A 25,592-nucleotide genomic window follows, 5' to 3' on the forward strand; every position below is an offset into this window, starting at 1 on the left:
AACACGTCGTTCGGTCGCGCCACCCCAACCCCCCACAAAACCAATAGCCGCGGGCCTCGCGCCCCACTGATTGGGTTCGGCCCGCACACGCCCGTCCCGTCCCATGGGTGCCGGGGGAGGCGTCCGGCACCCCATGCCCAACCGTCAGGGCGCGGTCAACGACGGTTGAAGGTCTCCAGCGCCAACAGGTCCGCCAACTCCGGGCCGCTCATCAGCTCGCCGCACTCGGCCGGCGACACCAGCCACTCTGCCTTGTGCCCTTCCACCACGGCGGGAGGCAGCGGCAACATCGAGCCCTGAGGGAAGACCAACTTCTCCTCCAACCCCTCCGCCGACGACACCACGAACACTGCCGACTCGATCATCAGACCGAACGTCGGAACCGGAAGCATCACGACCGGCGTAGGCGACGCCCGGAACGCCTCCGACTCGACCACCCGCCGCGCCGGCTCAGGCTCGACCACCACCGCAGCCATCAGCTTGCCCAGCACAGCCAACGCCGACCGCGTAACCCCGCCATCCGACACCGGCCACAACCGCCGAACCTCCTCCGGGTCCAACGTCGCCATCGCGCGCGACGACAAGGCGAGCGCATCGCACTCAACGTTCGTCACCGGATCGACATAGGAGTCACCGACCCACAGCGCACCCGGCACAACCGGCCACCCACGCCCGACGCACTCCAGCGCGGTCTCCAACCCGTTACTCCCCACCAGCACCCCCGACCCAGAAGATGCGAGGGTTCGCACTCCCACCGGCCCGGTAGAAGATCAGCGCGTTCTCCGCCGACTGGAGACCCATGCGCATCCCACCGTGCACGCTGATCACCTCGACACCCTTCTTGGTGGTCATCCCCCACGCCACGATGTTCAGATCCTCCGGAGGCCCGAACGTCTCCTGCACCACCGCGAACACCCGCGGAGCCTGATCGTCCACAAACTCCTGAACCTCACCGACGACCTTCGGGTCATCAAACAACGAGACGGGCCTCTCCCCACCCTCTCCCTGGTCGCCGTCACCCACCAGCGTCACCGTCATGACTGCCTTCCCTCTGCTCCTCACGGATCAGGCGCACCTCATCCCGCACCCAAACCGCTGCCTGTGCGTTCTCCTGGCACTGCCGCACGTACCGCCTACCGACGGAACCGAGGTAGAGCAGAGGGATCACGAGCCACACCAGAAACAGCACGATGCCGCCGAAATCACTCGCCGACTGACTCCACACCACGACCACCACCACCTCAGACGATCCGCTAACCACAGCTTGACTAACGGTCCCGCAGAGATGGATGACCCACAGGTGCCCTACAGCGCCCTATAAGGTCACATACACACAGCAGCTTTCTGAAGGGCGCTTGAATTCCACACTCGCACTCAGGGCCGATTGAACCAAGACTACAAAATCTATTAAAAGAAAGCGTAAAAACATTCTAATGACTGTTCGGTTTTCGCGTCAGGCCATAACAGACTACCCCGTCAATGAACCTGCACGCCCCTCAAACGAACTTGCGCATCTCCGCAAGTACCGTATCGAGAGCAGACGAATGCAGGCTAAACAGTACACCCGCGGGCTCGTGCCATCTTCCTATACTAAGCAACTCAACAAGAAAACGCTCCTGCTGCACACCGGTCGACGAGTGGTCTAGAAGCATACGGTAGACCGAATTTCGCTCAGCAGGACTGGCGATTGACTGTGCGATCGACTCGGCCTTATCAAGGTGGCCGATACTAAGTGCAGCAGTCGCAAGTCCTTCGAGCCACCAGGCGTCCGGATCATACTCGGCTTCGTCGTCGTGTGGATACTCGCCGTTCAATTCTTCGAAAATCGCCGCAGCCCTGTCCGTATCACCCATTTCATGCAGATATTCGATAATCGAACGAATCGCGCTCATCCTGTAGACGTCCGAGTCTATCGACGATGCGATTGATTCGGCCCAATCTACGCGTCCTGTAGCCACGGCGGCTCTTGCGATAGCCATCTGGACTCGTGGCTTGTACCGATGATCCGTAACTTTATCTGCAACGGAAGATGCGTACTCCACCAAAGAATCTGCGTCATCCGAGGCCCCAATTTTATTAATCGATATAGCGACCTGCGAAAGTTTTTCGACTCGCTCGACCAATTTGCGAGTGACCATCGCCTGCTTTTTTGCATCCGCCAGAAGGGTTATTGCGGTCGCCGTTTCACCGGACGCATGAAACGCGTCCGCAATTTCGATGAGTATTTCAACCATATTGTTTGCGGACACCGACTTCGCTTGCTGGAGCGCACGTCGGAGCAGTTCGACCACCGCATCCCGATCTCCTGCTCTCAAAAAAGCCTGCGCAATGATAATCAACGATTGCGATTTTAGCAGCGGCTCATTGATTGCGGATGCGACCGACTCTGCACGGTCAATATAGTCCAGGCTTGCCAATCCTGAAACGGCATCTTTCAATACGTAGTCCCGACTGGTAGTGTCGGCAGCCATGGCGGTCGTATAGAGTCTTTCGGCGAGATCAATACTATGCTCACTCAAGTTGAACTCGTGACTAGTTCGCAACAGAGTCGACAGAGCCCCTACGAGCGCGGAAGTATTAACTACAGAGCGGGCAGCACTCTCCGCCTCGATAAGCAAATCAAGACATCGCCCCGCATCTCCTTCTCTAAATGCGGATTCTGCAACTTCCGTCAAAATAGCGGCACGATCAGCCAAGGCCGAAGTGGAACGGCCAATAAGCTCGGCGCGGGCCGGGTCGCCTAGAGCGATCGCCGATTCTGCGAGATAGATGGCATAGTAGTCTCGCAAGGACTTCCCACGATTACGTTCGAGTGAAATTTTTTCAGCCTTGGCGAACAACTCGAGAGCCAATCGCGACTCGCCAATATCATTCGCCGCAGTGGCAGCACCGAGTACAGCAATCAGTTTGCCCGTCGGATCGGTCTGTACGTCGATCATTACGTCAACACGATCGAACCTCCTCCGGCGGACCATGGCCTCTGCCATATAGCCCGTATATCCGCTCTCCTTATTCGCGTCGGCGAGGTATTCCGCCCTGTCGACTTCGCCGATTTCTGCAAGTCCTGCCGAAATCGTGAGGGCTGCGCGACCCTGCTCATCAGGCTCTACGATCGATTGAGCCATCACTTGGGCTGTTCCAAGTATCTCCAGCGCACTATCGTGTCGTTTGATCTTATGCAGTCCAGTCGCTACAGCTACCAGCATTCCTACCGTCTCTTCGAGATCGTAGGTCGCTGACTCAGCAGTTGACTTTGCACGCTCGAGCAGCAACACCGCCTCAGATTCTTCTCCGACGGCATGAAGAGCTTCTGCAATAGAGATTAGCACTTCTACTTCATCCGACGGATAATAAATCAACTCCGCAATATTCTTTGCCCGCGAAAAGTCTCTTAAGAAGAGCGCCCCTTCAATCACTTGCTTGAGCGCCCACATCTGATCAACGTCATCTTGAACGGATAGCGCAAATGAATGTGCAAGATCTAGAAACTCTTTAGCTCGATCGTCTTCATCAATTTTATACAGTTCCTCAGAAATGAATACGAGTGCCGCAGTACGCCTTTCGGCATTCGCAATAGAATTTGCCGTCGATTCAGCGCGATTCAGCTGTCCTAGAAGTGCCCATAAAGCAGGCAGCTTACTGGGGATGTTACTGTTTCGATCTTGAAGATGGTCGCGGTGCATCGCCAAAAGCACCAGGGAAACAAGATCAGGAGGATTTCTATCAGCAACAGCTCGCTGAGCTAGTGCGATCTCACGCAACGCAACGGCATCACCGCCGGATAGTCTAAGTAAAGCTTCTTGCCGCGAGCGGTCCGTCGAATTAACGACCATTCTTCTCGTGTCAGAGCTTGCTGTCAATACATTGAAATAACCGCGCAAGATGTACTCAGGCGTATTCTCAGGCCAGCCCTTCGACCGATAGGTTTCCACCCAGTCGTGAATCCTATCCCTGTATATGGCTAGACGCTCCGACCCGATCATGTTGATCGCCGATACCTGAAGTTCCTCATGACCCAGCAGGTACACGTCGGGACTGTCACCCGGCCTATAGTGTGCATCGCGACGGCTGAAACTACGTCCTGTGACAGCGTTTAGGTGATCTTCGATCTCCCATCGTTCTTGGGCAGTAAGTTCAGCCAGGTCAGACGCTGTCAAACCACCGCCAGCAGCTGTAAGCAGTCCCAGCAGGTCTTGTTCTACGCAAGATCCACGTAGTAGGTTTTTTAGCTCGCGCTCCATTTCTGTTCGTACCGCTTGAGCCTCCGAAGATTGAGCCAGACTCCGCACGATAGCAGTGTCACGCAACGGGTGATGTTTAGGTACATCCTCCGGTATAGGAGGATCAGGGCGGCCGGCCACAATGACACGTGACCCTGCTGGCGGCTGCATCGGCAGAAGAGCTGCAATGCTATGCGCACCGCTCCGGTCTTCATCGAGTCCGTCCACAAGTAATACGAACTCGTCACCACGATCTCGGCACAGTTGAGCCGCATCAGCGAGCATGCGAAGCAGATGCGCCTCTTTAGTCGATTCAGTCAGGTAAGGAGGTAACTGTTCCCCAAGGATTGCTAGCAGTTGCTCCATGACGTTGTCGATGAACGCAGCCCGATCACTCTGACCGGCTAGACGGGCGGTAACGAAGAACGAAACAATCCGGACGCTCGGGGGAGGGTTCAGAACAAACCAAGACATGAGCGCAGACTTCCCGGACCACGCTTTGGCTCGCCACCAGGCATACATGCCCTCTGTCTCTGGTGATGTACAAAACTGCGCGAGTTCAGCCAGTTCCTTTTCGCGTCCGATTAGGAGATTGGGGGCGATCCGCTGAACTTGTTGACGATAACTCGTACGTACCGGCTGACCTGTGGTCAAGTTTATGTCGCCAATATGGATGCCCGAGTTCGCGTACCCGCCCGACGCGGTTGCGGCACCACTTGCTGATAGCTTATTGCCGGAATTACGTACTACCATGCGACACCTACACTAGTTGACCATAATCATGCGGCTAGTTCAGCTCAATACCTGTATTCGAATTTCCATCACCTTCAGCCTTCGCAGTTCCCGTTCGTTTTACGAAGACGGATCCGTTGAAATCACCAGACTGACCTGAAATTCCCGAGTTTGCCATACCTTTGCCAGTCGCGCTAGCATCACCGGACCGAGACAGTCGAATTTGCGAGTTCGATTTGCGTTCATCTGCGTTCATGGATCTAGTGACTATCACACCATAAATCGTGACAGCCAGTCCGACTAGCGCACAACCGGCACCGACCACACTTCCTAATTTGTCGGCGTCTTCGAGTCCAATCCAAACTACAATACCTCCGCCTATAAGAGCGACGAAACCTACGGCAAAAGCCACCCATCCAAGTGCTTTACGACTACTCATGCTGCCCATACTCACACCATCGCCTCCTTGGGTATGACACGTTACCTCATGCCAGGTCACGATGGGACTACGACTTGTGGATTCGACAGTTCTCGTCGACAAGCCGAAGATGTGAGCGACCGAGTACGGCAGCGAGCCGAGCAGGGACACCATCGGGAACGATCGAGGCCCAGTACATCGTCCCTCCGGTCGCCTAAGCCGCCCACCGACAAAATTCTCTACCGCCGGCATGCCTCCTACCCGACCTGTCGCTACGGAAAGTTATTCGTTCGCTACGGGGAGTTCTGATGCGGTCTGCGGTTCGGATCAGCCTCGATACCAGAATGACGACACTGAGTGTCGCGATTGCATGCCTGACTCGTTTATGCACTTTGTGCACGAGTATTTTGATACGGGTACGTCAAGAAATAGCACCCTCGGCGCTGTTGATGTGACTAGCGACCATCACGCTTGACTTGAATTGACGACAGAAAGGAGTTTCCGGATACGTATCCACCCTAAGCCGTTGCGCGAACTTTATATGCGACAAGCGGCTACGTGACTCTCCAAACTTCAGATGTGGCTGGCAGATTGAGACGTGTGAATAGTGCACAAGTCCGGCCTCGGACACGTAAACGTGGGCTCTGGCCCACCACAGATAGTGGCACACGGAGCCCCCGATCGCACTCTGCGGTCGGGGGTTCAAGCTCGGTCGACCAGGCGAAACACCCCTGTGGGGTGGTCGCCGTGACCGAGCGGATCATTCCCAGTCTGGTACCCGGTCCGGTCACTTCCCCGCGATCGTCGCGACCCGGTCGCGGTCCCGGAACGCCCCACCCCGACGGCGGCGGATCCGATACCGGCGAATTCGGCGACGACCGTTTCCTGGGCCCACGGGAATTGGACCTGCGGCGCACGCCGGCACCCGATCCCGGTGGCCTTCCGGTGGTGCGCACCCGGCATCTGCGGCGCTACGCCGTGGCGGTGTTCGACGACAAGGGCCGGATCTCCGACCGGACGCTGTTCGCGGTGCTCGGGTGGGACGCGGGCACGCGGGTGGACATCGCGGTGCACGACGGCGGGGCGCTGGTGGTGCGCCACGACCGGCACGGCGGGCACGTGCTGACCGGCCGGGTCAAGATCGCCGTTCCGGCCGGGTTGCGGCGGTGGTGCGGGTTCGGCGCGCGCGAGCAGATGCTGCTGGTGGCGGTGCCGTCGTTGTCGGCGCTGGTCGTGCACGGGCTGGAGAAGCTGGACCGGGCGCTGCCCGACGTGCGGCGGGTCGTGGCCGATGCCCATCGGCCGGGTGAGCGCACGCCCGTGGCTTCCTCGGCCGCTGCCGCGTCGTCGGAGTCGTCTCCGGTCGCGCCGTCGGTGTCCGGCCGGGCCAGGCCTGGGCGCGGCGGTGTCTCCGTAGCGGGAGGTCGTGACGATGACTGAGCGGGCGGTTACTGCCGGGCGTGCCGATCCGGGCGATGTGGCGGTGGCGCTGCATCTGCTGACGCGGATGAACCTCACCCTGACCGATCTGGTCGACGGCGCGCCCGCGCGAGAGGTGCCCACCTTCGCCGAGCTGGTGCCGAAGGTCGTGGAGGCGATGCCCGCGCCGTCGCGGCGCATCTACGGCCCGTACTGGGACAAGGTGCTCGCCGCGTGGGGTCCACGGCGGTTGACCGAGCCCGAGGACGGGGAGGTCACCCGGTTCCTGGAGCACGTGCGCGAGACGGCGGTGGTGCGACGGTCGAGCAACGGCGGCCACGGCGCCGCTTTGCACGCCTACTACGCGTTGGGTGCGGTGTTCCGGTACGCGGTCAACCATGAGCTGATCGGTGTGCGACAGAACGTGATGGACCGGGTGTCCAAGCCGGACAAGGCCGACTCCAAGCGCCACGGGCTGAGCCCGCAGCTGGTCGCGGAGATCCTCACCGCGGCGCGCAGCACGGGCAACGACCGGGCGCTGGACGCGCTGATCCTGCGGTTCCACCTGGAGACCGCCTGCCGCACCGGCGGCGCGCTGGCGCTACGGCGGCGGGACCTGGACGTCGACCAGTGCCTGGTGCGGCTGCGGGAGAAGGGCTCGATGCAGCGGTGGCAGCCGATCTCGCCCACGCTGATGGAGTACCTGGACCATCACGCCCACGAACGGGGCGCGCGAGACGAGGACAGCCGGGTGTTGCGGTTTTCCAACGGCGATCCGTTGACCAAGAAGCGGTACGAGACGCTGTGGAATCGAGTGGGCAAGCACGTGGAGAGCGTGCGGGTGCTGGGCATCAGCGCGCACTGGCTGCGGCACACCACCCTGACCTGGGTGGAGCGCAACTTCGGCTACGCGGTGTCGCAGGCGTACGCCGGACACGCGGCGCCGAAGTCCAACCAGCACGGCGTCACCCGCGTCTACGTCAAGGCCGGCATCGGGGAGGTCGCCACAGCCGTGCAGGCCCTCACCCGTGAACGCCACCCACTGGCCCTCGCCCCGTCGGCGGTGATTGCCGAAGACGACCCGTCGCCCATGTCGGGGCTTGCCGAGTAGTCATCGACGCGCTGCGTGGTGGGTCGGGGCAGCAGTCCCGGCCCACCTTCTCGACAGTTGTCTTGTCGGCCACCTCGGCCTCACCGTCGGCGAACCTCACGCCCAGGTCGTGGATCACGAGCTGCTTGTGGCGGCTGCTGACGAACGTCACGCGCCACCGCCGAGGTGCCGGTAGTCAAGCCTCTGATCGTGACGTAGGCGATCCCCGGCTCGTACCCCAGGGAGATCTCGCCATAGATCTGTGTCCGGTCGGAGCTGCCGGTCTTGGACAGTGGTTCGGAGAACAGGAACCCGTCTGGACTCTCCAGCATCACCAGGATGGACCGGTTGAGGCTGGCCACCTGCGCTACTCAAGGTAGGGGCGCTGGCGGTTGCCACATGTCGATCGATCTGTTTTAGTCAGCACTGAAGTAATGGGAGTAACTATCAGCACCGTTATACAGTTAGACCACCTTCCCAGGTATGTGGCTATCGCCTCGCTGCACAGTTGCTGTCGACAGGGTTGTCGAGGTCGTCGAGTTGCCGTTGAACGCGTTGGGCGTCGGTGTCGCGGTCTTGTTCCCGGTACAGCTTCAGCGCCTCCTTCCATGTCGCGCGGGCCCGGTCGTGGTGCCCAAGGGCGGTGTGGGTCCAGGAGGTGGTCAGCGGCGTGGGCAGTGTGGAGGTGGAAGTCCGTCACGCGCACCAGGGCCGTCTTGCGGACATCGTCGGGTAGGGCGGTGTCGGCGGCGTAGGCGCGGACCAGGTCGTGCATCGCGTACCGACCGCCCGGCCGCCGTTCGAGCAGCGACGCCTCCTCCAGCACCGACAGTGCTCTGCGCGCGGGCGGGGGCAGGTCGGTGAGGGCGGCCACGGCGGGCGGGGTGGTGTCGGGGCCGGGGGCGGTCCCGAGCAGCGCGAACACGGTGCGCTGTTCGCCGGTGAGCCGGCGCAGGGACCAGGACAGCACGGTGGGCAGGCTCGCGGCCGGGTCGGTGTCGTGGTCGAGCGCCTCCAGTCCCAGCTCGCGCAGTTCGGCGGCGACCTCGGCCAGCGTGATGGCGGGTCGGGTGGCGGCGTTGCGGGCGGTGATCGCCAGGGCCAGCGGGTGGCCCCCGCACAGCTCGACCAACTCGTCGACGGCGTCGGGTTCGGCGGCGACGCGGTCGGTGCCGAGGCGTGCGGCCAGCAGGGTGCGGGCCTCGGCCCGGGTCAGGACCTCCAGGGTGAGGTGGTGGGCACCGTGTCGGTCGATCAGGGAGGCCAGCCGGTGGCGGCTGGTGACCAGCACGGTGCATGTCGGACTGCCGGGCAGCAGTGGGACGACCTGGTCGGTGGAGGCGGCGTTGTCCAGCACGATCAACATTCGCCGGCCCGCGACCAGGCTCCGGTACAGCGCCGCCTGGGCATCCGGGTCGGTGGGGATGCGATCGGGTTCGACGCCCAGGGCGTCGAGGAACCCGCGTACCGCCGTCCCGGGTTCCATCGGCTCTCCGGTGGGGCTGAACCCGTGCAGGTCCACGAACAGCTGCCCGTCGGGGAACCGGTCCAGGTTGCGGTGCGACCATGCCAGCGCGAGCCAGGTCGTGCCGATCCCTCCGGCTCCCCCGATCGCCGAGACCACCACCGTCGCACCTCCGGGGGGCAGCTCGGTGGACAGGCCGGTGGAGCCCGGGACCGGCCCGTTCGGGGTGGTGACCAGGGCCGTCGAGATCAGGGCATCATCCAACCCGGCCAGCTCCCCTATCCGGTCCGTGAACAGCCGTCGATCCCCCGTGCTTCGACCTGGGTGGCCAGTAGTTCGGTAAAAATGTCGACGGCCGTCTCCGTATTTCCGGATTCACTTTGGAAGACGGCGATGTCACCTCGGGCGACGAGCACGTGGGGATGATCGGGGCCCAGTGCCCGGACCATCTCCTCCAATACTCGGGTGTACGCTTCGGCAGCTTTGTCCTTATCGCCGGTGTGCCACTGTCGGCGAAGCAGGTTGGCTTGGGTGATCAGGGTGTCGGGATGTTCGCGATCTAGTGACTTGTCATGCAGGCTTGGCCGGGTAACGGGTCCAGGTGCGGATGGATGAGTCGGTGGCGAAGCCCGTCTTGGGTTGGGATCGGGCGTTGCACCAGCGGATGAACGAGGCGATGGCGGCGTTCTGTTCGGCGTGGGTCAGATGGTCGGTGCCGTTGAGTGCGAAGAAGCGCAGGGCGGCGAACTCGGCCTCGATCCAGTTCAGCCTGCTGGAGTAGGTCGGCAGAAACACCAGTTCGGCGTCGTTGTCGGCGGCCCGCTGGCGGATGTCGGGGTGCCGGTGTGGGGAGAAGTTGTCCATGACCAGGTGGAGCCGCTGGTCGGGCCCTCGGGTGCGCAGGGTCTTGAGCAGGTCGAGGAACTCGGCGTGGCGTTTGCGGCGCCGGATCCGGTAGTGGATCTTTCCGGTGGTCAGGTCGAGTGCGGCGAGCATGTGCATCACGCCGTGGTGGCGGTTGTAGGTGGTCCGTAACTGGCGCGGCGACCCGGCGGGTCGCCAGGTTTTGTCCTTGCGCGGCATCAGGTTGAGCAGTCCGAACTCGTCGACGCAGATCACGCGTCCGTCGTCGGGCGGGTAATCGTAGAGGTCGAGGATGCGGTGCATCTTCGCGAGGAGGTCCGGGTCGGTGAAGGCCTTCCAGGTGGTGGTGGCCTGCCAGGACACGCCGCCGTCGCGCAGGATGCGCCGCAGCGTCTCCCGGCTGACCGCGGCGACGGCGCCCCGGTCGAGCAGATGGTCGCGCAGCTTGGACAACGACCAGGTCGAGAACGCGGTGATGCCCCAGTCGGCGGGCGCAGTGCGGGCGATCAGGCAGATCCGTTCACCGGTCGCCTCACCGATTGCCCGACTCCGCCCGCCGCTCCATTGTGGGTCCAGCGCCGCGAACCCGCTCGTTGAACGCGTGGATCACGTCACGGACGTAGTTCTCGCTCACCTGCATCAACGAGGTGATGTCCCGGACCGCCCGGCCCTGGCCGGACATCAGCACCGCGATCGCCCGCCGCAACCGCACCGGGTCCTTCGCGATCCTGGTGACCCGCTGAAGCTTCCGGCCCTCCTCCATCGACAAGGGCCTCACGAACACGCTCGGACCACGAGCCACGACCACCTCCCGCACTCGACATGCGGGACCAGCCTGGCCGATCAGCCCCCAGGACCGGTTAGCGGGTCAACCCTCCGGGACACACCATTAGAAAGAGCCACTACCAGCGGAAACGCATATAGTCACCAAGTACGGCCGGAGTACTAGACATCGTGGGCTGTCCTCCGGGCTCCTGAGACGAGTGATCATCCAGCAACCCGACTCCGAACAACCAGAGAAGGACCATTCGCACTTCCCCCGGCCTCGGTGAGGCAGGTGAGGCGAGAGGGGCGGCGGTGCGCACACGGTTTCGATCTTGCCACCGGTGGTGTCGAACGTGACGACGCCGACGATCCGGTCACCGGACGTGAAGAGAATGGCGGGGCTGCCGTTGACCGGGGCGTGGTGAACGGCGGGCGTGCTGCCTGCGAGTCGCCGTTTCGCGGCTGGGGGTGTGAAGCCGACCCGTGCGACGGCGGCGATGCTGCGCGGGGTCGTAGCGCAGCAGCGTCCTGGTTGCCGACAGAGACCGCACGTGTTGGGGATCACGGAGTGGCAGAACCCGCGCCTCGCGTGTGCAGGTCGGTTCAGGACGGACTGTCCGCGCAGGTGTCGAGGTAGGTCTGGCCGGGTAGGTAGCGCTGCCAGGATTCCCGGCCCAAGGGCAGTCCGCTGAGCCGCCTGCAGGCCAGTTCGATCGCCTTGTCGCGCGTCGCGGTCGCCGCTGTCATGTCCCAGCTGTCAACTTCGGTGATGGTTTGGCTCAGCAGCGTCGCACCGTCGGGGCGGAAGGTCAGCGACACGGGCAGAACGATCTCACTGCGCATGGAGAAGCCCAGCTTGCGCGGTACACGACGGTCGGTGAGATCCCACAACTGCAGTTCCAGCAGCCCCGAGGTCGCCAGCACGCCGGCGTCCGGTGAGAACGCCAGCGCCGGGATGATCGCCAGTGTGGTGGTCCGCCAGGACGCCAACTGCTCGGGGTTCGCGGCGTCGGCGACGTGCCACAGGCGCACCGTCCCCGACGGCTCGCCCACCGCCAGCAGGGATCCGTCGGCGGACAACGCCATCGCGGGCCGCCCGGTGGCACTTCCTGCGGGAACGCCACCCGCGGAGCGGGGCGAGCCGGCGTCGGTGAAGTCCCACAACTCGACTCGCCCTGCGGACGTCGACACCGCCGCACGCGGGATATTGGTGGCCATGACCAGGTCGTGCACCGCTGCGCCCGTCTCCCGCGACGCCACCTGGACCGGCGAGTCGCGGTCTGTGACGTCGTGCACGGTGATGCCGCCCTTCTCGTGGCCGACGACCAGGTGCCTGCCGTCCGGGGTCCACGCCGTGGCCACGGCAGGTGAGTCGTGCTCGACCGGTTCCCCCGAGGGCACCGGCGCACCGGTCGGCGGGATGTCCCACAGTTGCGATTCCGTGTCGTCCGTGCCGCCGGCCGTGACGACCGTGCGACCGTCCGGCGCCAGCGCGGAACGCCCCAGCCGATCGGTCGGCCTCAGGCGGTCCGTGAAACGCACGGCCGGCCGTGGCGTGAGCGTTCCGTCCTCGGCCACGTCCAGCACCAGCAGGGTGCCGTCGATCCCGGTGCTGGTCGCGATCCTCTCGGCGGTGCTGATCGTCCCCTCGCGGGTGCCGGGTTCGTGGGCGGCGACCGGGACGCCGCGGCGGACCATGCGGGTCTCACGCTCGTCCAGGGACCACAACCGCACCACCTCATCACCCGCGGCGACGGTGAGCAGCAGTCCGCGCGCGCGGTCCACCACGAAGCCGGCCAGGTGCCCGGTGTGCACGGCGACGTCGGGCGACGCCTCCTTGGTGCCCAGTTCGTCGATCTCGGCGACCGGCGTGGACGTGGACAGGCTCGTGAGGGTGACGGCACCCGTGAAGTCGGAGGTGACGACCTTCCGGTCGTCAGGGGTGAACGAGATCCGGGTGATCGGTGCGACCAACCCGAACCTCGCGGTCACGGTGTCGATCTTCCGCGGTCGTCCGCGGTCGCGCACGTCCCAGAGCGCGACCGATGAGCCCATCGTGCCGGCCGCGACCGCGGTGCCGTCGGACGAGATCGCCACCGACATGATGGGCGAGTCGGCGGTCAGCGGGGCACCCAGTGCGCGCGGGGCCCACGGATCGGTGACATCCCACAGTTGCGCTCCGCCACCATCCGTGGTGACGACCGCCAGGCGGCCGTCGCCGCTGAGCGCCAGGTACGTCGACTGCGATTGGTTGTGGGCGGGTAACACGTGGGTGATCGTGGCGGTGCCGTCGACCACGGTGGCCAGCACGGCGGAGGCGTTGTTGCCGATCAGCAGGACCGCACCGTCGTTCGACCACGTCAGCGCGCGCACCCGGCCGCCCGACAGCGAGAAGTCTCCCAGGTGTCGGGGCTCGGTGCCGGCCGGCGCGGAGAAGAAGTGCACCGAGGAGGCGTCGCCGACCACCAGCAGGTCGCCACCCGGCTGCCACGCCACCGCCGACACCGCGCCGTTGAACCCGGCAGATGCCTGTCCGGCCGGGGAAGGGCGGCGCGGATCGTCGCCGACATCCCACAGTTTCACCGCGGCCGGTGTGCCGACGGCCAGGCGACGGCCGTCCGCCGACAGCCCCAGCGCGGTCACCTGCTCGGAGTGCGGTGGCAGTTCGCCTGCGTAGCGGGAGGTCGACAAGGTCTCGGCCAGCGCCGCCCGGGCGGGGCCGTCGGGGTCGAGGCGGTACGCGGCCACGCCGAGTCGTAATGCGAGCCGGGGGTCGGTGCCACGTACCGAGTCGGCTGTGGCGATGAGGGCGCGGGCGGAGGCGGCACGGGCCTGTGCGGTGGCCTCACCGCGCTGCGCCAGCGCCATCGCCGCAGCGGCCACCGCCACGACCAGCAGCAACACCAGGCTTGCCACCAGCTGCGTGCGGATCCGCCGGCCACGGCGCTGGTGCGTGGCCGCGGCGGCGAGGAAGTCCTGGGCCACGTCACCGAGCGCATCGCCGTCGCGCCCGCTCAACCGCTCCAGCGCGACGGCCAGTCGCGTGCCCCGGTACAGCAGCGACGGATCATGTCGCTGCTCTTCCCAAGCGGCCGCGTCCTCCGAGAGCCGCTGCGCCAGTCCCAGGCGTTCGCGGTCGGCTTCCACCCACCGCGAGAGGGCCGGCCACGTGCGCAACAGCGCCTCGTGGCTGATGCGCGCCACGTCGCGGTCGACGGTCAGCAACCGAGCGGCCACCAGGGCACGCAGCGCCCGCTCCGCCGTATCCGGGTCCAGCCCGCGCATGAGCTCCGCCCGGTCCATCGGTCTGGCGGTGTCGGCGCCGCCCGAGTCGGAACCGGTGCCGACGTGGACCAGACGCGGCAGCATGCGACGAGCGGCGTCCCGGGCATCGGCGTCGAGGGCCGCGATGGTGTCGTCGGCGGTGCGCGCGATCGCGCCGTCCACGCCGCCCGTCTCGCGATAGGCGCGCACCGTCAACCGGTTGCCGTTGCGCAACCGCCACGTCGCCCACAGGGTGTGGGATAAGAGCGGGAGCGCACCTGCGGCGATACCGCGTCGGTGGCCGACACCCAGGTCGGTCAACACCAGTTCGACCAGACCGTCGTCGAGGTGCAGCCCGGCCGCGCGCGCCGGCCCTTCCACGGCGGCCCTGGCCTGTTCGGGGTCCAGGGGCGCGACGAGGAACTGCCGTTCGCGCAAGGACGACGCCAATTCGGGGTAGGTGGTGGCCTGTGCGTAGAAGTCGGCGCGCAACACCCCGACCACCGACACCCGTTCCGCCGCGGCGAGGACCGCCAGGGCGGTCGTGAAGGCGGTGCGCTCGGACTCGTCCGGGCACAGCGCCAGCATCTCCTCCAGTTGGTCGACCACGACCAGGGTGCGCTGCTGCGCGGTCTCCACCCATCCGGCGACGGTGGCGGGCTCGGCCATCGCGGTGGGGACGGCGTCGCCGGCGGTGACGCCCAGGGCGTCGGCCAATCGGTGCAGGGGGTGCTCGCCCGGGGTGAGCACCCTGGACGACCAACCCGGCGCCCGCCGCACCAGGGGGAGCAGTCCGGCTCGCACCAGAGACGTCTTGCCACTGCCCGACGCGCCGACGACCAACACCGGTCCCCCGTCCTGGGACACCCGCTCGAACAGCCGCCGCGCGAGTTCGTCGCGGCCGTGGAAGTAACGCGCGTCTTCCTCGCCGTAGGGCTCCAGGCCCGGGTACGGGCTGCGTCCCGCAGATTGCCCATCGACGTCCCGCACACCGGGCACGGCGGTGAACGCGGCGTTGGGCGCCAGCACCAGCTGCCCGGACCGACCGCCCTCCTGGCGGCGCGGCAACGGGGCGCCACGGGCACGCATCGCCCGGAACAGGTGGTGGTGGGCGTCGTCCAGCGTCAGTACCGCCCCGGCGCGCGGGTCGCCGTCGTCCAGCAGCCGGATCAGCTCGCCGGTGAACGCGGTGTGCTCCTCCCGCGTCGGCGCGGAGGCGAGCTGCTCGGCCGAGCCCAACAGGTAGAACCCGTGCACTGGAGGGGTGTCGAACACGCGGTCCAACGACGGTGCCGGAACGTGGGCGCGGCCGGAGAAGCAGCAGTCCAGCAGGACCACCACCGAGGTCGCACGAGCCGAGGACAACGCCTGCCGCAGCTCGGCGAACGGATATGCCTGGTACCCCGCCAAGCCGGGAACGAGGTCGTCGGTGTGCGTGGTCGCCAGGTACAGCTGCCCGCCCGGCCCCCACAACCCATGCCCCACGTAGTGGACCAACAGCGTCGTCGCGGTCGCCGCCGCCTCCTCGGCGACCGCTCGCGCCACGTCGACCGGCGACTCCGGGTCCGGTAACAGCCGCACCCGCTCCGGCGGCATACCGCACACCCGCACCAGCCGATCGCGCAACGCCTCGGCCGACCGGCGGGCCGACGGCACATCCGGCAACGACGAACCGACGTGCGTCGACGTCGCGATCAACAGCGCCCGCGCACCGGGCGCGGACAGGTCCGACACAGCCCCCACGGCGCTCACGACGGTTCGCGCTCGTCACCGTCCCGCGCGTCGTCGGCCGCGGGCTCCTCGACAGCGCGCAGCAACTGCTCCACCTGGGCGTGGACGTCATCGGCGGACAGGCCACGCACCTTCTCCGCGTCCAGCGTCACGGTCGTGCCGTCGGGCTTGCGCACCCGTACCCGCACGGAACCGGCCCGGTGCCGAAGCCAGGCCACCAACGACGTGGCGCCGGCCGCGGCCACACCACCGGGGCCGACCAACACGTCCAACGCCTCCAGCACCGGCCCGAGCGCACCCTCCGGCGGGGGTGCGTGCACAGGCCGCACCGCACCCCGGAGTTCATCGACCCCGACGAGCCACTCCATCAGCGACCCCAGCTCGCCCGCCGAGTCACCTTCTTCGACCTCGATCCTCATGACGACCTCCCTCATCATGCGAAACTAATCACGGTCGAGCGCCCGCAATCGCCGATCAGATGATCTACACCCCTTCGCCCGGCCATGATCGCCCATACGGCGGACGGTCGACACTGGCGCGGCACAGGAAAACCGGGTCGGCGGGCCTGCGCGGGCCGGCGACAGCCACGGTCGGTCGGCCAGTGGGTTGAATCGGCTGACCGGCGGAAACTTCGTGTTGCGCTGCGGCAAATCTCGCAGCTGAAGGCGGAAGGGACCGGTGGGGGACATAAAGGCCTTGGATGCGGCGGCTCAATTGCTGCTTGTACCTGACCTCACCAGGGACGAGCCGCAGCCGACGACGAGAATCGTGCCCCTGGCGGCCTCACCCGCCCAGCAGGATGACGCGTCCGTCACCCTACCGGTCGAGCACGACCTGGCTGAGCGTGTCGTAGTAGACGGGTCGGCGGTGCGCAGCCGGTCGAGCATGCCGGGATGAGCCGGTCGAACTCGCCGAAAACCTTCGGCAGGGTCGCCCGCGGTCCGGTGGCGAGGCCACGGACGACATCGTCGGCGCGGAAGCCGAAGACCTCGGCGGCCGGTCATCCCCAGGCCGATCACGGCGAAGCGCGGCCGTTGGAGGAGGCCGGCGGTAGCATCCGGAGGCAGGCATGGGATGTTGAGGCGCCAGTCGAGCACGGGCAAGTCGACTCCGTGATCGAAGTCGAGCACGTGGTCGCACTCCGTGCCGAAGCCAAGTTCGCGGGTATGGGAGTGCAGGCCGTCCGGGGACGACGTGACGCTGTTCGAGTTCGGTCGGGATGCCAAGTCGTTCGGCGGCGTCGTAGCCGAGTCCAGCGAAGATCACCGCGTAGCCACCGGAGCAGCGACCGGGTGACCGCTCGACGACGATCGATTCCCGCCCTCGCGCTGCGGTCGCAGGGCGGCGCCGAGGCCCGCCGATCCGGCGCAGATGATAACAGCCCGGTCGATCATGTGATTACCGGGTTGCTCCCGTATTGGATCTCGGCGCTGATTGCGTAACCAACACGAACTGAAGGGCCGGTCGCAGCCCTGCCGTTGCTGCTGGTTGAGCATGATTCGCTTGCGCAGCAGCGCGAAGCTCACCCGTCCGCAGTTTTGACGTTTGGGCATCCGCGCCCGCCGTTACCCGATTTCCTCGAACGCCGCGCTCACCACCCGGGCCACCTCCCACGCGCCGTCGCGGTCGGCGGCCAGAACGTACAGATCGTCGCCGTAGCGCACGATAGGGAACCCGGCCCGCCGGACCCGGCTCGTCGACCGACTCCAACACCAGGTTCGACAGCACCGGCGACAACGACGAATCCTGCGGCAGCCTCCGCGCGGGCACCGTCCTCGCGCCGCCGGGCCTGCGAGCCGGCCGCTCCAACAACGCATCGAGCACGCGCAGCAGCTCCGGATCGCCCACGATCACCGCCAGGTGCCTGCGCAGCACCGTCACTGGGATCGTCGGGAAGCAGTCGTGGACGTCGGTGCGCAGCGCCCACCCGAATCCCTCGCCCCACAGCCGCACCACCTCCCGCACGGCGTCGGCGACCCCGAGCCCTGGCCGGTGACCGAAGCTGCCCGGACCCAACAGCGCGTCCAGGTCGAGGCCCGGCACCCGCAGCACCGCGCGTTCCACCACCCGGTCGGCCACCGTCGGAATCCACAGGGTCTGCACACCGCCGTCCAATTTGCGAACGTCGATCTCGGTCAGCGTGTCCGGGCGGAACTCCCCGCTGCCCAGCGTGGCCGCCAACTCCGTGATCCGACCTTCGGCCGCGTCGCGGAAGCGCCGCACACCGGCCGACAGCACGTCGTCCTCGGCGTCGGCGGCCGGCACGTCCGCCCACGCCCGCGACAACGTCGCCGTCGACGCCACCCGGTCCATCAGCACGCCCACGTCGGCCTCATCCCGGCACGATCCGCACACCGCCGAACCCGCGCGTGGTGTGCGCGCCGACCCCCGCATACCGGGCCAACTCGAACAACGCCGCGACCGCGCCCGCCCCGACCGGCCCGTCGACCGTGTAGGTCACCCGGCCCCGGAACCCGCCCGCGGTCACCCACACCGGCACCGTGCCGCCCGCTGCGTCCCGACGCTCGTGCAGCACGAACCGCTCCACCTCGCTGGCCCCCTCCACCGCCGACACCACCACCGGCTCGTCGGCCAGGTCCAACTCCACATCCCCCACCACCGGCGCCCCGAACACCCGCCACACTGCCCGCAGACCGCCCAGCACCGCCGACGGCGACGGCCATGGCAACAACCGGTTCCCGCGCCGGAACGTCACCGGCGACACGAACTCCACCCGCCACCGCGTCACCGCCGTCGCCGCAGGCGCGCGCCACGCCCACGATGACACCTCCTCAATCGCGGACCCGGCACCGCGCAACCGGTCCGCCAGCCCGTCATCGAGCAACCCCACCTCGATCCCACCCGCGACCGGCTTCCACGACCACGCCTTACGCCGCGCGTGATGATCCACATCAAGCCACGACGCCAACCGCGCGTGCACCATTCGCCGATCCAGAGGACCCGACCACCCCACCCGCCACAACCCCGGCACACCCACCCCTTTCACCATCCCCATCGCCACCCCGACAGCCGACGTTTCACAACGACCCGACCAAGGTCGCGAGTCGGCGGCGGACAGTCTGCAAGCCTCGACGCGCTATCGGCGGTCCTCCACTCGCCGCCGACGTGAGGGACGTCAGACCGGCCGGTCCAACTGGACCACCAACGAAAACCACAAGTATCTGTACGCCCTTCAGCGTGAGGTGGTGCGGAACGGGGCAGAACGAGTCGTTCTCGACCTCCGTGGTCGCGAGCGAAAGCGTTTCCGTACGCCCTTTGGCGTGAGGTGGTGCGGAACTCCACGCCCGCCTGACCAGATCGACGCTGCGTCGAGGTTTCTGTACGCCCTTCGGTGTGAAGTGGTGCGGAACCCGTGCTCTCGGATCAGTACCTCATCGACCCGCGGTTTCTGTACGCCCTTCGGCGTGAGATGGATCGGAATCCCGAGGTGTCCTTCAACGTATGCACGTTCTGGCACATGCGCCTGTACGCCCTTCGGCATGAAATATTTTTTGAATACCTCGGAATGGGGTTCGGAGAGGCTTGTGCGATGCAAATTCCTCAAGGTCCCTGCACCACCTTCGGCGCGAGGTCGTACCGAACCTGAAGGGACAACTCCCCGGACCAGGCCGCTATCGAGGGTTTCTGCACGCCCTTCGGCGTGAGGTGGTGCGGAACTCTGGATCACCGAGTTCAACCTTCGGATCAACGGATTTCTGTACGCCCTTCGGCGTGAGATGGTGCGAAACCCTGGTGGTCATGGTGAGCTGCGGAAACAGGTGCCCGCTGCACGGCGGTGCACCCGACGAGTTCGTGAAGATCATTCCATAGCGGCCGAATCGGTGTTTGCACTGGTGGCGGTGTTGCGCGCGAGACGGGTTGTGGATCTTCACTATATCTTCCCCCGTTCGGGTGTAGGCGGCGGTGCGGGTTGGGCGAGCGCGGTGCAGGCCGGAACGTTGCCGTCCGGGTCGCTTGGAGGTCGGTCGGGATGAGCAGGTCGTGGCGGTGGGGTGCGGCTGTGGTAACGACGCGCGCGACGATCGGCCACGTGTCGGGTCGGGGGTCGGGCAGTCCGGTGGCGGTGCCGGGTGTGAGGGTCCAGCGGGGCACGGTGGGAGTGTCGGTGACCAGCGGCGCGGTGGGGGTGCGTTGGTCGGTGGGGCGGGCGGGGATGGCTGCCGGGGGCAGGGTGGGGGTGCCGTCGTCGGTGGTGGTGACGACGGGGTGCGGGGTGGGGTTGAGCGGCGTGGTCATGGGTTGGTGGTGAGTGTGGCGGGGTCGAAGGTGTGGCCCTGTTGGGTGTGGGGGCGGGGTGTGCCGTCGGGTCCGGGTTGGGTGGCGACGTAGACGCAGCGTGCGCCGTGGACGGCGGCGGTGCGCAGCATGGCCAGGGTGAGGGGGACGTTGCCGCCGGTGACGTCGACGAGGACCCGGTCGGGGGGCGCGCCGAGGTCGCGGAGCCGCTGGATGATCTTGTCGGTGCCGGCGACGGTGGCGGTGGGGTCGTGGACGTCGTCGAGGTGCACGGTGACCAGGGTGATGCCGTCGGCGGCGAGTTCGGTTTCCAGTTTGTGGGCGCGGTCGGCGGTTTTGGGGTTGAGCACGGCCACGACGGTGGTGGGTCGGACGTGGTCGCACAGGTATTCGGGGACTTCGGGGTTGCCGGCGCGCGCGGCGGCGCGGGTGTAGGGGGTGCCGCGGGGGCTGATGGGCAGGACGAGCACGTCGGCGGTGGGCAGTGGGGTGAACGGTGCGCGGGAGCGCGCGGCTCGGTGTCGGGTCCAGGCGTTGCGGGCCGCGCCGACCAGGACGGCGACGACGAACACGGCGGCGGCGGCGGCGAGGCGGAGCAGGCCGTCGCGGGCGGGGTTGTCGGGTTGGCCGAACCAGTCGACGAACAGGTCGGGCATGACGGGTACGAGCAGGACGGCGACGAAGACGCTTTCGAGGTTGCGTCGGGCGCTGAAGACGCGGTTGCCGGCCCAGGTCAGGATGCTCACGGTCGTTCCTTCAGCGGCGGGCCGCCCAGGGGCGGCAGGGACTGGGCGCGGTCTTTGGCTTTGTCGTTGGCGACGAACCATTGGTAGCCGGGGTCGTCGGGGGCGGCGCGGGGGTAGTGGACGTCCTGGTCGGCGGGGAAGCCCGCGGCGGCGTGGCGGTAGGCGGTCAGCAGTGCGCGGCAGGGCGGGCTGCTCATGGCCGCCTCGAACTCGTCGGCGAGCGCGCCGGTGTCGGTGGTGGGGTGTTGCGCGCCGAGGGTGCGCAGGTGGTGGGCGATCTGTGCACCGGTGCGGGCGGTGACGGCGGTGGCGCGCAGGTGGATGGAGCCGAAGCCGAGGGGTTTGCCGTGGCCGAGGCGGAATCGGGCGGGTCTGCCGGCGTGGCCGGTGCGGTGGGGGTCGAGCAGCCACAGCAGTGCGCCGAGTTCGATGCGGCTCAGGTCGCGGAACTCGATGGTGGCGGTGAAGGTGGCGCCGGGGCGGATCCAGTCGTGCAGGGTGCTGTTCTGGCTGTCGCGTTCCGGGCGGCCCTTCGGTGGCCGGTGGCAGACGCGGTCGCGGGTGGTGTCCGGGTCGGCGGTTTCCATCCATTGCTGGTGGGGGTAGACCTTGCGGCCGCGTGGGACCTGTCCGGTGGTGAACCAGTCGGCGCTGGTCAGTGTCGGGTCCAGCGGGGTGACGCCCTTGTCGGGGTCGGGTCGGCCGAGGTAGAAGCGGCCCTGGACGGGTTTGGGGGTGGACAGGGGCGGCAGGGTCAGCGGCTCGATGGGGGTGACGGCGTCGGCCGTGGCGGGGCAGGTCAGGCGGGTGACGGCCAGTTGGGCGCGGTGGGCTCCGTTGCCGGCGGGGTGGGTCCAGCCGAAGACACGGTCGGCCGGGGACAGCCGAGCCGGGTCTTCGGCCGGGCGCAGCGTGGGGTCGAGCAGGTCGACGGGGGCGTACTCGTGCAGCAGGCGGGACACCATGACCGGGCGCAGGCGTCGGCCGTTGGTTTCGATCCAGCAGGGCAGCGGCGCGGTGGCGGTGTCCAGGTCGCCGTCCTTGGTGAGGGTGTCGAGGCCGAGGTGGGCGGGTGCGCCGTCGCGGGTCTGGTAGAGGTGGCGGGACCAGGCGGTCTTGCCGGGCTCGTGGCCGAGGTAGTCCCACGGGTTGCCGTCGCGGTCCTCGATGTCGTTGGAGTAGGCGTGCTGGTGCAGGTCGCGTTGGTGGCGGACGAGTTCGGTCAGGTCGGCGATCAGGCGTTCGGCTTCCTGACCGGTGATGCTCCGGCCACCGGTCAGGGTGAGGTCGCCGTGCCCTTCGACGATGTCGGTGACGAAGAGCCGTTCGGCGTGTTTGCCCTTGATGGTGGGACCGGTGACGCACAGGATGCCGCGCACCTGGTACCACTCGTCGGACTGGTCGCGGGTGAGGTCGAACTGTTCGTCCTCGGACAACAGCGACTCCACCTGCCATCTCCCGCGGCGGGTGCGGGAGAGGATGGCGTCGACCTGCTGGCGGTGGCCGAACGGGCCGAGGTCGTAGTCGCGCCGGTCACCGCGGGTCCAGGTGGGCATGGGGATGGCGGCGGAGGACCGGTCCCGGCCATGCAGGACCAGTCTGCCGAGGACCTCGACGGTGGAGCCGCGCACGAGGGCGGGGGCGAGGTAGCGGGCGGACTCGACGGTGGCGCGGTGGCCGGTGCGGTGGGTGTGGTCGAACACGGCCAGCCGCGAGTTGGTGACGGCTTCGTAGGCGGCGCGCAGCATGCCCTTGACCGAACTGGCGGCCAGGTCGACGCGGGCGGTGCCGTCGTGGTCGGTGACGGTGGCGGTCTCGTGGTGGAGGTGGTTGTCGACGGTGTCGCGGGTGCGGGTGATCAGCAGGGGCGTGACGGTGGTGAACTCGATGTCGATGGTGCCGGTGAGCAGGTCGGGGTGGTGGCGGTGGTGGCCTGCCGGTGGGGCGTCGCGCAGCCCGTCGGGCATATCGTGGCGGGGGAAGGCGGGCAGGAAGTTGTAGGGGTTGTGGAAGGGCATCAGCGGTCCTTGCCGTCAGCGGGTGCGGCGGTGGTGATGCCGGTGAGGCGTTCGTCGAGCACCGACAGGTTGCCGTAGGCGTCGGTGACGAGGTATTCGCGGTAGGTCAGGCACAGGTACTCGGTCGGCCAGTCCTGGCCGGTCGGGGTCGGCGCGGGTGGCGGGTGGGGCAGGTCGAGCCGACCCAGCCGGCCCTCGATCGCCCGGGTCCAGTCGGGGTGGCCCTCGACGAGGTGGAAGCGTCGGCCCCACAAGGCGTAGCGGCCGTCCAGGGTGGAGTCCACGGCGATGGTTTCGCTGGTCCAGCCGGGTGGAGCATCGGCGTGTTCGGTAAGCAGGGCGGCCTGGCCGAGGCCGTCGTGGTCGTGGTGCCAGCGCAGGTCGATGCCGGTGTCGAACAGGCGCGCCGCGAAGACGCGGTCCAGCGGGCACGGCCCGTCCGGAGTGGCCGGTTCGCCGTCGCGGCAGCGGGCGATATGGTGCTCGGTGGCGGAACTGAGGAAGGCGACCAGGTTCCGCTCGGCGACCGCATCCAGGGCTTGGCGCAGGGTCAGCGGGGTCAGCGGGGTGTGCACGCGCAGGGTCACGACAGGTCTCCGATGCCGAGCAGGGTGTCCAGGGGGGTGCCGTCGGCGAGGTGGCGCAGCCAGGCCCACCAGTCCCCGGTGTGGCCGGGGATGCCGGTGACGGTGACCTCGAGCGGTTCGATGCCGCCCGAACCGCGGGTGGTCGCGTAGCCGATGCGGGCGGTGCCCTCGACCAGGGGAGCGGCGGCGACGCCCAGCAGGACCAGTGCGGCGGTGCGCTGTTGGTCGGGGATTCGGGCCTCGTCGAGGTCCAGGCTGATCGGCTCCCACGACCAGATGCGCGGTTCGAGGGTGGTGAACAGGCGGGCATCGGCGGCGCCGCCGGTCCACCGGTCGATCGCGACCCTGGTGCGCGGTCGCGCCCACGGCGGGTTCGGCGGGGCCGTATCGGTGAACTGCCGCGCCCACTGCGCCGCCGGCACTCCGGCCTCGGGGGTGGCGGCCACGTCGGGGATGCGCAGCGCGCCGGCGCGTTCGCGCGTGCCGAACAGCACGGCCAAGGCCGGGACGCGGGCGGCGAGGGCGTCGGCCGCGGCGGCCGGATCGTCTCCGGGATCGGAGTCGGGGCCGGTGAGGGTCCGCACGGCGCGTTCGGCTTCCGAGCGCAGCATCCCCTTGATCGAGGAGCCGGGCAGCACCGGGACCAGTCCGCCGTCCGCGCCGGTGGTCGTCAACGGGACCAGGTGGGCGGTCGTACCCTCGGCGGCGGCGCCGACGAGCACCGGTTCCCGGGGTCGCCAGGCGATTCGGATTCCCAGGCCGGTCGCGGCAGCGGGAGTGGGGGTGATGTCCTCGGCGGCGGTGTCGCCGGCGAGCAGGGCCAGCACGGCGGCCCGGGAGTGCAGGTCGGTGCGGCGGACGGTGGCGCTCTGGCAGTCCAGCCGACCCAGGCCGCGGCTGCCCGCGGCACCGATGGTCAGGCCGGTGGCGCGGACGTGGGCCACCAGCGCGGCCAAGGCCGGGCTGGGTGGGCCATCGTAGCGCAGGTCGAGGGTGAAACGGTGGCCGGGCGGGATGACGATGCGGTCGTAGAGCAGCCGGTCGGCTGCGGCGCCGGTGCGGCGGTCGATGCCCACGCCGGTGCGCAGCGCCAGGTCGCCGCCGTCGTCGACGACGGTGTCGAACACGCTCAGCCGCGAGGCGCGGCCCTCTTCTCCGTCGGCGTGGCCGAACACGGTGTTCTCCTGCGCTGGTGCGATCGTGCGCATCACGGCGCGCAGCACCCCGGCCCACGACGTGCCGGGGATGATCAGACGGCCCAGGCCGTCGGTGGCCATCGGCAGGTCGGCGATCCCGTTCGCGCCGTCCGCACCCACGTGCACCGGGGTGCGGGCGCGCAACACCAGCCGGTAGTCCTCCCTCACCGGCGCGCTCATGACGGCTCCCCATCGCGGCGCAGCCCGTCGAGCGCGTCGGCCACCAGCGCGACAATCGCCGCCGCCCGGTCGGGTTCCTCGGTCACCGGCACCCCGTGCTCCTCGAGCACCGTCCACCACGACCGGACATCGGGCACCGACCGTCGACCGATCAGGCAGTTGAGCAGATGCGCCAGCACCCGTTCGCTCTGCCGGCGCGGCAGCCGCCCGGCGGTGACCCGGTCGATCCTGGCGGTCAGCGGCTCCAGACCGCCCGCGACGGCCGCGGCCACACACGCCGCCCGCCACTCGCCGCGCTGGCTGCGCGACAGCTTCCGCAGTGCGGCCACCAGCTTGGTGTACTCCCCCGCCGCCCGCGTGGCGGGCAGCATGTCGCGGGTGCGGTCCGCGACGACCGCGGTCCGCACCCGGTCCGGCAGATCACCCACCGCCGTTGACCGGGTCCGTGCGGGCGGTGTCGGCGCGTCTGTGCGGACCGTGGTGGCGGCCAGCAGCGGCGCGTCGACGACGACTTCTCCGTACCCTTCGGCGATCCGGTCGCCGATGCCGGTGAGCAGCAGCTCGTGCCACGCCCGCGGGTCGGGTGGCCCCTGGGGGAAGCGCAGCCGCAGCATGCTGCCCGCCGCCACGCCCACGATAC

Annotated in this window: 19 protein-coding genes and 1 pseudogene; 2 read left to right on the forward strand and 18 right to left on the reverse strand. The window is 67.4% G+C overall.

Annotated features, from left to right (window positions below; genetic code table 11):
• Nucleotides 1–155: 155 nt before the first annotated feature.
• The 5 genes from ACFV4N_RS21825 to ACFV4N_RS21845 form a co-directional block, all read right to left on the reverse strand.
• Nucleotides 156–698, reverse strand: coding sequence for a hypothetical protein (locus ACFV4N_RS21825; protein ID WP_499674403.1), 543 nt, complete (start codon nt 696–698; stop codon nt 156–158).
• Nucleotides 699–702: 4 nt separating this feature from the next.
• Nucleotides 703–1,038 (reverse strand): hypothetical protein, encoded by a 336-nt coding sequence (locus ACFV4N_RS21830; protein WP_499674404.1) that lies wholly within the window; start codon nt 1,036–1,038, stop codon nt 703–705.
• Complete coding sequence (locus ACFV4N_RS21835; RefSeq protein WP_499674405.1) at nt 1,016–1,240, reverse strand: hypothetical protein; 225 nt, start codon at nt 1,238–1,240, stop codon at nt 1,016–1,018. The genes ACFV4N_RS21830 and ACFV4N_RS21835 overlap by 23 nt, the downstream gene beginning before the upstream one ends.
• Nucleotides 1,241–1,496: 256 nt before the next feature.
• Nucleotides 1,497–4,973 carry a tetratricopeptide repeat protein gene (locus ACFV4N_RS21840; RefSeq protein WP_499674406.1) on the reverse strand — a complete coding sequence of 1,159 codons (3,477 nt, stop codon included), beginning with the start codon at nt 4,971–4,973 and terminating at the stop codon, nt 1,497–1,499.
• 34 nt (nt 4,974–5,007) lie between these two features.
• A complete protein-coding gene (locus ACFV4N_RS21845) occupies nt 5,008–5,406 on the reverse strand; it encodes a hypothetical protein (protein WP_499674407.1) in 399 nt (132 codons plus the stop codon).
• A 912-nt stretch (nt 5,407–6,318) separates the two neighbouring features.
• Between ACFV4N_RS21845 and ACFV4N_RS21850 the strand changes: the two genes are divergently transcribed.
• Nucleotides 6,319–6,810, forward strand: a complete 492-nt coding sequence (locus tag ACFV4N_RS21850) for a hypothetical protein (RefSeq protein ID WP_499674408.1) — start codon at nt 6,319–6,321, stop codon at nt 6,808–6,810.
• Nucleotides 6,803–7,900, forward strand: a complete 1,098-nt coding sequence (locus ACFV4N_RS21855) for a tyrosine-type recombinase/integrase (protein WP_499674409.1) — start codon at nt 6,803–6,805, stop codon at nt 7,898–7,900. The genes ACFV4N_RS21850 and ACFV4N_RS21855 overlap by 8 nt, the downstream gene beginning before the upstream one ends.
• Nucleotides 7,901–7,980: 80 nt before the next feature.
• On the opposite strand, the gene ACFV4N_RS21860 is transcribed toward ACFV4N_RS21855, so the two are convergent.
• From ACFV4N_RS21860 to ACFV4N_RS21920, 13 genes and pseudogenes are all read right to left on the reverse strand, one after another.
• Nucleotides 7,981–8,241 carry a hypothetical protein gene (locus tag ACFV4N_RS21860; RefSeq protein ID WP_499674410.1) on the reverse strand — a complete coding sequence of 87 codons (261 nt, stop codon included), beginning with the start codon at nt 8,239–8,241 and terminating at the stop codon, nt 7,981–7,983.
• A gap of 254 nt (nt 8,242–8,495) precedes the next feature.
• Nucleotides 8,496–9,719: pseudogene (locus ACFV4N_RS21865) on the reverse strand (tetratricopeptide repeat protein); the annotation flags it as partial.
• 195 nt (nt 9,720–9,914) lie between these two features.
• Nucleotides 9,915–10,784, reverse strand: coding sequence for an IS630 family transposase (locus ACFV4N_RS21870; protein ID WP_499674421.1), 870 nt, complete (start codon nt 10,782–10,784; stop codon nt 9,915–9,917).
• A complete protein-coding gene (locus ACFV4N_RS21875; protein ID WP_499674411.1) occupies nt 10,741–10,992 on the reverse strand; it encodes a helix-turn-helix domain-containing protein in 252 nt (83 codons plus the stop codon). The genes ACFV4N_RS21870 and ACFV4N_RS21875 overlap by 44 nt, the downstream gene beginning before the upstream one ends.
• A 584-nt stretch (nt 10,993–11,576) precedes the next feature.
• Entirely contained in the window at nt 11,577–15,980 is a 4,404-nt protein-coding gene (locus ACFV4N_RS21880; protein WP_499674412.1) for a caspase, EACC1-associated type, read from the reverse strand.
• Nucleotides 15,981–15,985: 5 nt separating this feature from the next.
• Nucleotides 15,986–16,387 carry an effector-associated constant component EACC1 gene (locus ACFV4N_RS21885; protein WP_499674413.1) on the reverse strand — a complete coding sequence of 134 codons (402 nt, stop codon included), beginning with the start codon at nt 16,385–16,387 and terminating at the stop codon, nt 15,986–15,988.
• Between the two features lie 979 nt (nt 16,388–17,366).
• The gene (locus ACFV4N_RS21890; RefSeq protein ID WP_499674414.1) at nt 17,367–18,293 is read right to left on the reverse strand and encodes a hypothetical protein; all 927 of its coding nucleotides are present in this window, start codon (nt 18,291–18,293) and stop codon (nt 17,367–17,369) included.
• Between the two features lie 7 nt (nt 18,294–18,300).
• A complete protein-coding gene (gene cas6 / locus ACFV4N_RS21895) occupies nt 18,301–18,756 on the reverse strand; it encodes a CRISPR system precrRNA processing endoribonuclease RAMP protein Cas6 (RefSeq protein WP_499674415.1) in 456 nt (151 codons plus the stop codon).
• A 1,465-nt stretch (nt 18,757–20,221) separates the two neighbouring features.
• Nucleotides 20,222–20,971 carry a hypothetical protein gene (locus ACFV4N_RS21900; RefSeq protein WP_499674416.1) on the reverse strand — a complete coding sequence of 250 codons (750 nt, stop codon included), beginning with the start codon at nt 20,969–20,971 and terminating at the stop codon, nt 20,222–20,224.
• The gene (locus ACFV4N_RS21905; RefSeq protein ID WP_499674417.1) at nt 20,968–22,989 is read right to left on the reverse strand and encodes a TIGR03986 family type III CRISPR-associated RAMP protein; all 2,022 of its coding nucleotides are present in this window, start codon (nt 22,987–22,989) and stop codon (nt 20,968–20,970) included. The genes ACFV4N_RS21900 and ACFV4N_RS21905 overlap by 4 nt, the downstream gene beginning before the upstream one ends.
• Complete coding sequence (gene csx19, locus ACFV4N_RS21910) at nt 22,989–23,576, reverse strand: type III-D CRISPR-associated protein Csx19 (protein ID WP_499674418.1); 588 nt, start codon at nt 23,574–23,576, stop codon at nt 22,989–22,991. Before csx19 ends, ACFV4N_RS21905 begins: the two co-directional genes overlap by 1 nt.
• Complete coding sequence (locus ACFV4N_RS21915) at nt 23,573–24,952, reverse strand: RAMP superfamily CRISPR-associated protein (RefSeq protein WP_499674419.1); 1,380 nt, start codon at nt 24,950–24,952, stop codon at nt 23,573–23,575. Before ACFV4N_RS21915 ends, csx19 begins: the two co-directional genes overlap by 4 nt.
• The coding region (locus ACFV4N_RS21920; RefSeq protein ID WP_499674420.1) for a hypothetical protein at nt 24,949–25,592 on the reverse strand (644 nt) is incomplete at its 5' end. The genes ACFV4N_RS21915 and ACFV4N_RS21920, both read right to left, overlap by 4 nt.

Source organism: Actinosynnema sp. NPDC059797 (assembly GCF_042732085.1).
Classification (GTDB): Bacteria; Actinomycetota; Actinomycetes; order Mycobacteriales; family Pseudonocardiaceae; genus Actinosynnema.